Source organism: Shewanella bicestrii, from assembly GCF_002216875.1.
GTDB lineage: Bacteria > Pseudomonadota > Gammaproteobacteria > Enterobacterales > Shewanellaceae > Shewanella > Shewanella seohaensis.
Genome location: NZ_CP022358.1, coordinates 1,482,206 through 1,494,349 on the forward strand (window position 1 = coordinate 1,482,206; position 12,144 = coordinate 1,494,349).

Consider the following 12,144-nt stretch of genomic DNA (forward strand, 5'->3'; position numbering starts at 1 on the left):
ATAATATCTGACTCAAGGGCGTGAAATTAGTTCAGCAAAAATAGAAATTTTTTGAAAATATTTTTTCATATAACCCTTATTTATTGAAAAATATGTAAATTTTATTTTTGCAGCTTAACTCAAGTCGATTCTGGCACGTTATCGACTCAAGCAATGTTACAAAATGCGGATGCGGGAAAGGTTTATTCGATTGCGCAGGAGTAAATCAGCGACCGATAATAGGATTAGCTCATTTACCGATAACAGGTCGCTTAACAGATGCCGCCAGAAAACCAACCAGTCCCAATTGAACCCCAAACCTGGGATCACAACCGAGATTACCATTCCTTTGCTAATAGCGACCAAGTACAGGTCACGCATTTACCCCTCGCGCTTAAAGTCGATTTTGCGACTCGTCGTTTGCAGGGGAAGGCAACGCTGTCGCTGCGCTATCTTGAGTCACAGGTTGGCGAGCTATGGCTCGATAGTCGCGACTTACACATTTTATCGGTCACGACTGAGGATGAAACGGCGCTGGCATTTCATCTTGAAGCGGCTGATGAGATTCTCGGGCAGAAATTAGTCATCCAGTTACCCCAAGAGCTGTGCGAACAAGTTTGCATTCGCTACCACACCTCGCCGGAGGCTGAAGGGCTGCAGTGGCTGACGCCTGAACAAACGGCGGGCAAAGCATTACCTTATCTCTTTAGTCAGTCTCAGCCCATTAATGCTCGCAGTTGGATCCCCCTGCAGGATACGCCAAAGGTGCGAATAACCTTCGATGCGCACGTTGAGGTGCCAAAGGGGATGCGTGCCGTGATGAGTGCGATGAACGACCCAGAAACACCGCTCGAGGGGCAATTCCAATTCGAGATGGAAAAGCCCATTCCCACCCATTTGCTAGCTTTAGCGGTGGGCGATTTAGCCTTTCAAGCCATAGGTCCGCGCAGCGGCGTGTATACCGAACCTTGCATGTTAGAGGCCGCGGCAACTGAGTTTGCCGATACCGAGCATATGTTGGATGTGGCGCAATCGCTCTTAGGCCCTTATGCCTGGGGGCGTTATGACATGATTATCTTGCCACCGAGCTTTCCCTTTGGTGGCATGGAAAACCCGCGTCTAGCCTTTTTAACCCCAACCCTGATTGCGGGGGATAAAAGCTTAGTGTCGACAGTGGCCCATGAGTTGGCACACTCGTGGACGGGCAATTTGGTGAGCAATGCCACATGGCGCGATCTCTGGTTGAATGAAGGCTTTACAACCTATTTCACCAATCGGATTGTCGAAGCCGTTTATGGTAAGGAGCAGGCCGAGCTGGAATGGGTCATTGAATTTGGCCGATTAACCGAAGAAATGGCCATGTTACCGCGCCACAGGCAAACGCTGCCCGCGAATGTGCAGCAGGCCGATCCTAATTTGGCCTTTAACCGTTTTACCTACGATAAGGCATCGATGTTCGTCCATGAGCTAGAGCATCGCCTCGGCCGCGTCGAGTTCGATAAGTTTCTGTTTGCCTATGTGCAGCACTTTGCCTTTAAGGCGATCACCACCGAAGTGTTTGTCGAATATGCGAAAGTCGCTTTAGTCGAAGCCTATCCCGATAAAATAAACGAAGCTGAGCTGCAGGAATGGATTTATGGCGAAGGGTTACCGCAAGGTTATGTGGGGCCCACATCACGAAGTTTAGATAAGGTCGATAGCGCCTTGGATGACTTCTTACAGGGCAAAGCGGCCAGCGAGCTTAAAGTTAAGGGCTGGCGAGTCCACCATTGGCAATACTTTTTGACTCAATTGCCCGAAGTGGTGTCGCAGGTACAACTGATGGATTTGGACGATACCTTTAAGTTCACCGAGTCTACTAACGCTGAAATTGCCTGCGATTGGTTTAGGGTCGCTATCCGCAATCATTATGATCCAGTGCTGCCCGCCTTAAGTGCGTATTTACAGCGCATTGGCCGCGGTAAGTTTGTCCGTCCACTTTATGCTGAATTGCAGGTTGCGGGATACCACGCGGAGTTACAACAAATCTATGCTTGTGCGCGGGCGGGATACCATCCTTCGATTCAAGTGCAACTGGATAGAATGCTGAAGGGATAAAATTCAGATAAAAAAATGGCAACCTAAGGTTGCCATAAAAGAATCAAAGTAGGAGACAAAGGAATGCAGTGCGCTAGCGTGTATTCGATTGTTTCCCAAAAGGGAGATGATGATGAACGACCAACCAATTCGACTCTATGCAATAACTTGAAACTGTTTCATTGAATTAAACGGCGGGTTTTATCCATTTAATCCTTTGCTAAACATTTCATTTAGCAATCAATTCTGCATCAAAGCGGATTTGTTAATCCTTACATATAGTCAGACTAAGACCTTTTGATAAAGTTCAGTTGGCGGCTAAAAAATTTTAAATTTATTTTTGGGCTTGCTGACATCAGCAAATTGAGCCGTTGGTGAGCGGCCACATTTATTTTACATATAAAACATAGACATAAAAAAAGGCAACCAATTGGTTGCCTAGTGACCTATTCCTAGGTCAAGGGGGCTGCGCTAGAAGCCCCAGGGAGAATGATGAACATGAAAAAGACATTCGCTGTTCAATATGTTTGAGGGGCTTATAGAATTAAAGTTCCATCGAAAATAAAAAATAACTTAAATTTTTTATTTAATAATAAAATTTCAATGGGATAGCGTGCGGATTATTTTAAAAGCGCTTCTATCTTGTCACTAATGGCCTCTGGTTTTGTGGTTGGCGCAAAGCGAGCGACCACTTCGCCCTGACGATTAATTAAGAATTTAGTGAAATTCCACTTAATGCGTTCCGTGCCTAATACGCCTGGAGCCGCTTTTTTGAGGTACTGGTATAAAGGGTGAGTGTGCTCACCGTTTACCTCGATTTTCGAAAACAGTGGAAAGCTCACGCCAAAGTTGAGTTCACAAAAACTTTGAATACCTTTCTCATCGGCTTTTTCTTGGGCGCCAAACTGATTGCATGGGAAGCCTAAAACCACCAATCCCTGCGCTTTATATTTTTGATAGAGCGCTTCTAAGCCCTTGTACTGTGGTGTAAAACCGCACTCACTGGCGGTATTCACAATTAAGATCACTTTGCCTTGATATTGCGCCAATGCCGTTGGATTACCTTGAATGTCGTTTGCGATATGGCTATAGATAGTCGATGTCATCATTACCTCCTTAGGTGTGGTGATTAGCATAAATAATAGTTTGATTGTTATCAATTGATTTGTGTGCAATTTATTTTGTGGGTTTGCTAATCTTCTTCAATATCAATATAGTTACGCTAATTTTTATCTCAGCAGAAGGGCGTTTATGTGACTGAACATGAAGCCGAATACGAAACAAACACACAGGCCGATGTCGGGCAGGTTGTTCAACAACTCACTGAAGTTGAAGGTGAAGAACAGGCTGAAGTGTTCAGTGAAATCTTAAATGAAGCTGAGCCTGGCACGGTTGCCTTAGTTCTGGAGTCTTTACCCTTAGACGAGCGTTACGAGCGTTGGCAACAGGTTGAGTTTAGTGACCGTGTGACAGTGCTGAGTTTAATGCGCGCCGATCCGCGTATGGGGATCCTAAAGCAGATGCCCGACAATGAGGTGGATCTGCTGTTTGCGCAGCTCAGTCCTGAGGATTTGATTGAGTGGAGTGATTATCTCCCTGAAAGTTTTACCGACCGCGCCTTGGCGCAAATGGGCGAACGTCAGCGGCAGCGCTTTGAGTTGTACGACCAATATTCGGAAAACGAGATTGGTCGTTATACCGATCATCAAATGTTAGTGCTCAGTGATAAGGCGACAGTAGCCCAAGCGCAGCGGTTTTTCAGACGAATCGAACTCGACTGTAACGACAACTTATTTATCGTCGATGAGGCGGATAAATACCTAGGTACGGTCAGACGTTATGATATTTTCAAACATGATCCCTCTGAGTTGCTGATTTCACTGTTATCGGAAGACAGTCGCGCTTTAGCTGCGGATACGACGCTACTCGATGCTGCCGAGGCGATAGAACATAGCCGCGAAATTGAGTTACCCGTTATCGATGAGGCTGGGGAGCTGATTGGCCGTGTCACCCTAAGGGCCGCCACCGCCTTAGTGCGTGAGCATTACGAAGCGCAATTAATGGCGACCGCGGGTATGGATGAGTCCGACGACTTATTCGCCCCGATCATCAAAGGTGCGCAGCGCCGCGCCGTGTGGTTAGGGATTAACTTACTCACGGCATTTTTGGCCTCGGCAACCATTGGCTTATTTGAGAACGTGTTATCGCAAGTGGTGGCACTTGCGGTGTTGATGCCGATAGTGGCGTCCATGGGCGGGATTGCGGGGAGTCAGTCGCTCACCTTGATGATCCGCGGTATGGCGATGGGGCAGATCTCTGCGGGTAACTTATTCTCGTTAATGAAGAACGAGTTAGGCATTGGTCTAGTCAATGGTACCCTGTGGGCGATTGTGATTGGACTCGTGGCGGGCTGGTGGTTTGCCGACAGCACGATAGGCATAGTGATAGGTTGCGCGATTTTGATCAATATGGCGGTCGCGGCGCTGGCTGGGGTGTTTGTCCCTATGGTGTTGCAGCGATTTAACCAAGATGCGGCGCTCTCTGGCTCAGTGATTTTAACCACAGTGACCGATGTGGTGGGTTTTTTCACTTTCCTCGGCATGGCGACGATACTGTATCTCTAAGTGGATGTTGGTTGTTTAACTCAATTGTATGAATCAAAACGATATTCAATTTGTCCTTTGCCAAAGCGCAGCCGAATTAGCGGCTTCGGCGGCCTTAATCGATCAACGGGATGACAACGCGCATCCCCTCGACCATCAGGCCTTTGCTCTGTCCCGCGCTGTAATATTGGCGAAAACACTCGAGGGTGAGATGGTTGGCTGCGCGGCGATTAAGGCGGGGTCTGGCCCCGTAGGGGAACTAGGTTATCTGGTGGTCTCGCCTTTGTACCGCCGCCGTGGCATAGCCCAAGGGCTTACCCTTAAGCGGATTGAAGTGGCTAAAGCGCTGGGGATAGCCCTATTATTTGCCACCATTCGAGATGAAAACAACGCCAGCCGAGTGAATTTACTCAAGGCCGGATTTCACTTTTGGCGGAATTATTTAAGTATTAGAGGAACGGGGAATACCGTCGGTTGGTATTACTTAGCCCTCGAAGATGAGCTGGATATCGATGGCATAATGCAATCCCTCGTTGGAGATCGGGTTCCAGCAAGTTAAATGTTTCTAAATTGTTTGCTTTAAGTTTTGCTTGTGTTTTTTACCGGTTTTCGTTTGGTTTCAAATTCAAAAATCTTTTCGACTCTCAGCTAAATATGCAGATTTTCTTTTTTTATTCGGTATGATTCGCGCCATTACCCACAGTCATTATTGAGGTGTTTTTATGGCTAAGTTCAGAGTAGCAAGTGTCTTATTATTGAGTGCAGCCGCGCTGCAGGTGAATGCGTCAGAATTTAATCTTGGGTTAAACAACGATGTGGTTTCTACCGAGTTAGAGCTGCAAGTGAATAAAGATGTCAATGCACTATTAGGATATATTTATTCAGACGATAGCGGTCATATTGCCCAAGGCGCAATGCACATGACCCATGATGCGGGTGTGCATCATTTTGAAGTTGGCGCAAAGTTAAGCCAGTTATGGGCAGATGATGCGCCAAATGGCAGCACAGTGTCAGTCGGTGGTCGTTATGCCTTGGCGTTAGGGCCAAACATCTCTTTGCATGCCGCTGCTTACTATGCGCCATCGGTATTGTCTTTCGGTAATGTCGATGGTCAATACGAATTGGATTCAAAGGTACAGTACCGTGTGAATCCTAATATGGCGTTCTATGTCGGTTACCGTAAGATTGCCTTCGAATATGATCACGCCCGTGATTTCACCTTCGAAGATGGCGTTTACATCGGCGGTAAGTTCCGCTTCTAATCTCGCCTTATTGAGTGGCTTTTACAGAGGCCACTTCGATGTCAAAGCCGGCTAAGGTTATCTTCGCCGGCTTTTCCATTTGGCTTTCAGCTCGCTGTAGCTTGGCAGGATGGAAGAGAAGATCACCAGTCCTATGCCAATACACACCACAATGCTTAAGTGCTCATCCAAAAAACACCAACCAAACAATGCGGCAAAAATAAGGCCAGTGTATTCCACGGGCGCCATTTGGCTGGCATCGGCACGCCGATAGGCGTGGATGATGAAGTAGGTCATACCGATATAAAACAGGCCTAGGGTCAAACCAACTTGGGCGACGGGCAGGCTAAAGTCGGCGCCTTCGTACCAGGTTGCCGGTATCAGAAAAACCATGGCAAAGGCATTAGACCAAAAGAGTGTTGAAAAGGGATGCTCATGGGTTGAATATGCCTTCAAAATGAGACTGTTGGTTGCTGAGGTCATAGCTCCAAAAAAGGCTAGACCGATATAGAGGTTAAATTCTGTCGGCTGGCTTATCAGCAAAATCCCTGTAAAACCAATAATCCCCGCGACGGTGCGACGATAACCTATGCGTTCGTTTAAAAAGAAGGCGGACATTAGCAACAGTAACAATGGGGAGGTATAAATGACCGCAGTCACAGTCGCCAGCGGTAAGTGCAGCACCGCTAGCATAAAGATGGCATTGCCTAAGCCTATTAACAGTGCTCGGCTCAAGTGCACCTTGTAAAAGGGGCTTAACTTAAGGTTTCCCTGTAGTCGCCAAACAAAGGGTAATACTAAGAGCGTGGCGAATAATTGGCGATACAGCACCAGTTGAAACACGGGCGCATTCGTTTCAAGCAATTTAACCAATAGGTTACCGCTGGCAATCAACAACTGGGCAGCTAGAATCATCAATAAGGGTGCCATAGGTATCCAAGTTAACGGCTGAAATGGTGGCTAAGCTTTTACGCACTAAGTGAACGACTAAAATATCATCATAAGGTACCCGATTGCCGACTAATTTAGTCTAATCAATTGTAAAAAATAAAATGTAGTCATAAAGTTAACACTCTAAAATGATTTTCTGCCTGGAACTAGACGCTGGTATATAAACCAAGATACCTATGAGCAAAACTAACTTACACAATTTCTGGTGCTTTTTGCTGCTTCTTTGGACATTTAGTCCGTTTGCCTTGAGCGCTGAAATTGCGTTGGATTCCCCCTATTTATTCCACGCCGATGATAAACAACAGCCTCCGGGTGATTTTAATCAAGTGACTCAATGGATGAGCCAGCTCGAAGAGGCCAGTTCGGTGAGCCTGGCTGGGGGCGATTATTGGATGGTGTCTCCCGTGATGGTCAACAGTCGCCAAAACCATTGGGTGGTGGATGCCAGTAATTCCATTGTCGAATCGGTCGATTATTGGTTGCTCGGCAGCGATGGTTCAGTGCAGTTTGCCCAGAGTGGTTACTATGCGCCCTATGAGTTTTTATTCGATTATGGCCGTAAAGTTAAGCTCAATATGGGGACGGATTATTGGTTAGTGACTCGGCTGAGCAGCCGATATTTTTCCTCTGCACCTGAGCTGGCAATTGAGTCGGAAGAAGTACACCAACTGACCACGGACCGCATGGCCTTGGCCATAATGATTTGTTTAGGTGGATTGTTTTTTATTGCGCTGTACAATTTGCTGATTTATATCTCTATTTTTGATAAAGCCTTTCTATATTACGGCCTGTATGTGTTGACCTATTTTGGTGGTTGGGCCTTGACCTTCCATTTACCAGCGCATCTATTCAACTTTCATCAGCTTGAGTTGCATCATCTGTTTTTTATCAGTTTGCCGATATTTAACATTCTGTTCTACAAACACTTCTTACAGCTTCCCAGCTATTCGCCGCGATTATGGCGCCTTAGCAAGTACCTGTTAATCGCCTGCATTTTAGCCCTGCCAACCAGTGTGTTGTTATTGTCCTATACCGCGATTATTGCCTCAGTACTAATCATGCTGTGGATTGCACTGGCCATTACCTGCGGCAATGTCTGTTTAATGAAAGGTTTTGCGCCTGCCCGTTATTTTATTATGGCTTTTAGCTGCTTATTGCTGCCAGCGTTAATTATTCTTCCGGGCAATATGGGGATCACCCCCGATTTTATCGAACATGCCGAGTTTGCCACGCTGCTGGGCGGCACAGTGGATGCTCTGTTGTTATCCCTCGCCTTAGCGAACAAGCTTAAACTGCTATCCGAGGAACGTAAGGCGCATATCGAAGAGTTAGGAATCGCTTGGGAAAAGGCTAGGCTCGATGGCTTAACCCGAGTGGGTAATCGCTATGCCTTTGATGAGTTTATGAATTCACAATTGGCCTTTGGCAATAAAGTGGTTCAGCCAATGGCTTTGGTGTTACTCAATGTCGACAGCCTTAAAATGGTGAACGATACCTTAGGCCATCAAGAGGGCGACCGTTTACTGCAACGCTTAGTACAGGTTTTGCAGGCGACTAATATTGCTCACCTTAAAATTTATCGGATCAGTGGCGATGAGTTTGTGCTGATCCTGCCCGCAAATGGTATGGCAACCTTAACGACCTACTTGAGGGGGTTAACGACGCAATTTGCCGCTGAGGGCTTAAAGGATTGCCAGTTTAGTTTTGGTTTTGCTATCAATACCGATGTGGCCGAGCCCCACGAGTGGCTTCGCAGCGCCGATAGCAGTTTGTATCAGTCGCGGATGGAAAAGCGCCGTCAGGAATACGCCGATACCCGCGCGGGCGAGATTGTCTCGATTTAGAGTGTCTATTTAAAAGAGCCTCCATTTAATCGAGCGCCTCTTTAAGTTTGAACACATACAACACATACATATAGTTGGATAAAAAAAGGGGCTGCATAATGCAGCCCCTTGGCATTTAGGCGAAGTCTTTTTCGCCTTTGATAATGGCCGGATGGCCGCAGATGGCTTTGGCAGTATGCATACCCGCCATCGTCGCTGCTTCCACACAACCAGCGTTGAGACCGGTTTTAATCCAATCTCCCGTCATATACAGATTGTCGATGCCCGTACCATCCGTGGTGATCCGATATTGAGAGCTGCCTTTCACTGACAGGACATAACGCTCGGAAGGATCCACATTGGCGCGCCAATATTGGCTATCGAATCGCGCCTCGCCTTCGCGCTGCTGTTCATCGTGCAACCATTCCCAGGGGAAGCTGTCGCCAACCTGCTGCCACAGCTTATGAATTTCCGTATTGAGTTGATTGATGGCGCCAGCCTTGGCTTCGGCGGTTTTGCGCTGCTGGAAACCGATATCCGTACGCGGAGGATAAGCATCCACAGGCAACGCCGAGCAGAAATAGCTGGCATTTTTTGGCTCTATGCCCCGCCAGTCTTCTTTATCGAGCAATTGGTCCATCGATGCCCACGTATCGAAGGGCTCGGTAAAGCCAGATAAGACGGGCTGTTCGCCATCCTCAGAATAATTGGGCCAACCTATACCATTAAGATCTTGATTCATCCACAGTTGATAGGCTTGGGTCGCGACTGTCTGCACTTTATCGACGCAGGTTTTGAGCGCCGGACTCTGTGCCATAACCTCGCTCGCTACATGGGGAACCGATCCTAATGACAGACCAAAAATCACTTTGTCGAAGTCCACGCCTTTTTGCAGACGTTTTTTCGGTAGTGCCTGACCAAATTGCGCCTCGTACAGATTGTCCCAATCGCTCCAGAAGTGCTCAAGATTAATATCATGGGCTTTTAGCAATGCGGCTTGCTCAGGCTCGAGTTGATCGTAATTGGGCGTGCTGGGCCAGCAGGCTAACCCTTTAACATCCACGAGTGGATTGTAGTCTTTAACCGACGGTGCCAGTGCGACTTGCTCAGTGATTTCAATCGCTTGAATGCTGTTGTCGCGACATTCTAAATTATCAACCCGATTGAAGAAGTGGAAGTTCACCCCGCGCCGTTTCAGCACTTCATAGTAAGGGGTAAAGACCACATCGCCCATACCCGCCTGCATTTTCCACATGACTCCGCCTTGATAACACAGGGCGATACGCAGCATGGAGCGAATAATCGTCCCTGCTTCGACATTGGGTTTGTCGAAGTTGCCTTTTTCGTAGGCAAACACCAGATCATAAAAACCACGTACCGGCGCGCTGTCGACCGTGTATTTTGGGCTGGCGCCGTGTTTAGTTAACCATTCGCGGTAATCGTAGTCGTTGATGGCATCGAAGCCCTTTTCAAACACATCATCGGCAAACATCCCTTTTAAGATGGTTAAGCCTAAGTCGACGGCAATATACAGATGGCGTAACTCATCGTTAGTGTCTAAATGGTCGCTAAAGCGTTTAACCAACCTTTGGTGCAGGGCATCGACGGCGGATTCGACCAAACCATCGTCACTCTCGCTGTGGACATGCTCATCGCATTCGCGGCCAATCATTTGATTAAAATGGCATTCGAGCTTGTCACCTAGGGCGTCTAGGGATTCCATCGCATCATCGACCGAATCCTCTAACTTATCCTTCAGCCGTTCAAACCAGCTGATATCGAGCCAGTTTTTCGGCGTCGCCATGGCTTTTTCATCGGCTTCCAGCAGGGAGTCCATGTCCTTTAGCCATTCTTTTATCCAAGCAAAGGCGGCCTTAACTACCTTCCAGAAGGTTAAGGTTTCGGTGCCATCTCCTGGGATCCCTGGGAGTGTCGGAAAGGTGATCGGCCAGCTAACGGAGCGGCCATTAATTTCCTCCTGCAGCACAATAAAATTATGGGGTTTAAAGGCATCGAAGAAGGTGGCTAGCGGCGCTTCTGGCGGGCGGTCTAATTCTTCATAGGCTTTACGCATCAAGGCGCAGGCATTCTGGTAAAAACCAAACCAGATATGCAGGCCATGCTCTTCAATCCGTTGTCCCATAGCGGCATTACGGCCACTTGCGCCCTTGCCGCCGATTCGCCAGCCTAATTGATAGACATCAATCTCATATTGATTCTGCCAACCGGGTCTGTCGGTGAGATAACAGGCGGCGGTCATGGCGGCGACACCTCCGCCGAGAATGGCTATTTTTTGTTTTTTGATTTCAGAGTTATCGACCAGCACTTCGCCCGGTGGTACTTCAAAGTCAAAGTTCACATGGTAGGGCAGTAATACATGCTGCTCGCCAACCTCGACACCTAGGGTCTCTTTGAGTGGGAAGCTGGCGTTATCAAAAATGGTGGCGACAAAGTCATTTTCCAATAGGGCAACACTGTGCACTTTGTTGACCTGTGCGGGCGCCGCCGTAATCGCCTGATAAACCGCTTTTTGGCCTGAAGCATCCGGAAACTGCTTTAAAAACACTTGGTCGATAGCGGGCTTAAACAGTAAGTGAAACAGTTGCTCCTCACCTAGCTTATCCAGCTCTGGAATAAAATCCGTTTGTTCTTTAAAGAGTTGCCAGGTTTGGGCTATGGCTTCTAGCGTGGTGAGCTGCGCCTCGGGCTTGGCATTGCAATTCACTTCAATCAGCGGGTGCATGGCAAGTTCAGTGTCAGGGCTAAAGTGTAAGAAGCTCTTTGTTGCTAGGGAGAGTCGAGTTAATGGCTCACCGACCGCGGGCATAGTGTATTCACACAAATACTTGGGATAACCGAACAACTCGCGGCCATTGATCAGGGCCATCGCATCATTCACCCAAATATGCAGCGGCTGAAAATACACATGGCTGATGGATGCGCTGTTGCTATGGTCTTGGCGACCGACCATGACCCAAGTGATGATGTCGGTTTCTTGGATCCAACCTTTGGCTCTGTCGGTCGGGTCCTCTGAATAGGCTTTCTCTATTTGGGTAAAGGTTGTCAGTACATAGGGCGACAGCACTTTAAAGTACATGGCGCTTCCGGCGACTTGATTGAGCGTTTTATCAATGGAGCGCTGCAGATTGGCGAGTTTTCCCTTGAGAAAAAAGCCGTACATATCGGCTTTATTCAACACTAAGGGCGAGTGCATCAACATACTGCCAGGGGGATAGATAAAATCGGGGCGTTGTTTTTCCATGGGATCATCCTTTAAACCCGTTAAGATGTGTCAGGTGGTTTGGTCAATAAAGGGCGTAAATAAACCCTAAAGAGCATAGGGTAAATCGGCTCATTAGCCTATTGATTTTACAATTGAATCAAAACAGAGAAGAGGGGAAACGCTTGGACTAACTAGCAAGTTGGAGGTTATCCAACTTGCTCGGATTTGACTGGCTTATTAAAGCGCGA

General features: G+C 47.5%; 8 protein-coding genes. 5 read left to right on the forward strand and 3 right to left on the reverse strand.

Annotation, left to right across the window (positions count from 1 at the left end):
• Positions 1-258: 258 nt before the first annotated feature.
• Complete coding sequence (locus tag CF168_RS06475) at positions 259-2,076, forward strand: M1 family metallopeptidase (RefSeq protein WP_089067356.1); 1,818 nt, start codon at positions 259-261, stop codon at positions 2,074-2,076.
• A gap of 599 nt (positions 2,077-2,675) precedes the next feature.
• On the opposite strand, the gene CF168_RS06480 is transcribed toward CF168_RS06475, so the two are convergent.
• The gene (locus CF168_RS06480) at positions 2,676-3,161 is read right to left on the reverse strand and encodes a glutathione peroxidase (protein ID WP_089067357.1); all 486 of its coding nucleotides are present in this window, start codon (positions 3,159-3,161) and stop codon (positions 2,676-2,678) included.
• Positions 3,162-3,308: 147 nt separating this feature from the next.
• Here CF168_RS06480 and CF168_RS06485 point away from each other — a divergent pair, with 147 nt between their 5' ends.
• From CF168_RS06485 to CF168_RS06495, 3 genes are all read left to right on the forward strand, one after another.
• Positions 3,309-4,679: a magnesium transporter gene (locus tag CF168_RS06485; protein ID WP_089067358.1), complete on the forward strand. Its 1,371-nt coding sequence runs from the start codon at positions 3,309-3,311 to the stop codon at positions 4,677-4,679.
• Positions 4,680-4,707: 28 nt separating this feature from the next.
• Positions 4,708-5,217: a GNAT family N-acetyltransferase gene (locus CF168_RS06490; RefSeq protein WP_089067359.1), complete on the forward strand. Its 510-nt coding sequence runs from the start codon at positions 4,708-4,710 to the stop codon at positions 5,215-5,217.
• Between the two features lie 163 nt (positions 5,218-5,380).
• Positions 5,381-5,920: a YfaZ family protein gene (locus tag CF168_RS06495; RefSeq protein WP_089067360.1), complete on the forward strand. Its 540-nt coding sequence runs from the start codon at positions 5,381-5,383 to the stop codon at positions 5,918-5,920.
• 57 nt (positions 5,921-5,977) lie between these two features.
• On the opposite strand, the gene CF168_RS06500 is transcribed toward CF168_RS06495, so the two are convergent.
• Complete coding sequence (locus CF168_RS06500) at positions 5,978-6,829, reverse strand: DMT family transporter (protein WP_089067361.1); 852 nt, start codon at positions 6,827-6,829, stop codon at positions 5,978-5,980.
• 197 nt (positions 6,830-7,026) lie between these two features.
• On the opposite strand from CF168_RS06500, the gene CF168_RS06505 reads away from it, so the two are divergent.
• Positions 7,027-8,694 (forward strand): diguanylate cyclase, encoded by a 1,668-nt coding sequence (locus tag CF168_RS06505; RefSeq protein WP_089067362.1) that lies wholly within the window; start codon positions 7,027-7,029, stop codon positions 8,692-8,694.
• Between the two features lie 115 nt (positions 8,695-8,809).
• On the opposite strand, the gene CF168_RS06510 is transcribed toward CF168_RS06505, so the two are convergent.
• Positions 8,810-11,935 (reverse strand): NAD(P)-binding protein, encoded by a 3,126-nt coding sequence (locus CF168_RS06510; protein ID WP_089067363.1) that lies wholly within the window; start codon positions 11,933-11,935, stop codon positions 8,810-8,812.
• Positions 11,936-12,144: the final 209 nt, after the last annotated feature.

Coding starts and splice junctions, on each gene's coding strand:
- CF168_RS06475 (WP_089067356.1), top strand. CDS start 259: ATGCCGCCAGAAAACCAACCAGTCCCAATTGAACCCCAAACCTGGGAT.
- CF168_RS06480 (WP_089067357.1), bottom strand. CDS start 3,161: ATGACATCGACTATCTATAGCCATATCGCAAACGACATTCAAGGTAAT.
- CF168_RS06490 (WP_089067359.1), top strand. CDS start 4,708: ATGAATCAAAACGATATTCAATTTGTCCTTTGCCAAAGCGCAGCCGAA.
- CF168_RS06495 (WP_089067360.1), top strand. CDS start 5,381: ATGGCTAAGTTCAGAGTAGCAAGTGTCTTATTATTGAGTGCAGCCGCG.
- CF168_RS06500 (WP_089067361.1), bottom strand. CDS start 6,829: ATGGCACCCTTATTGATGATTCTAGCTGCCCAGTTGTTGATTGCCAGC.
- CF168_RS06505 (WP_089067362.1), top strand. CDS start 7,027: ATGAGCAAAACTAACTTACACAATTTCTGGTGCTTTTTGCTGCTTCTT.
- CF168_RS06510 (WP_089067363.1), bottom strand. CDS start 11,935: ATGGAAAAACAACGCCCCGATTTTATCTATCCCCCTGGCAGTATGTTG.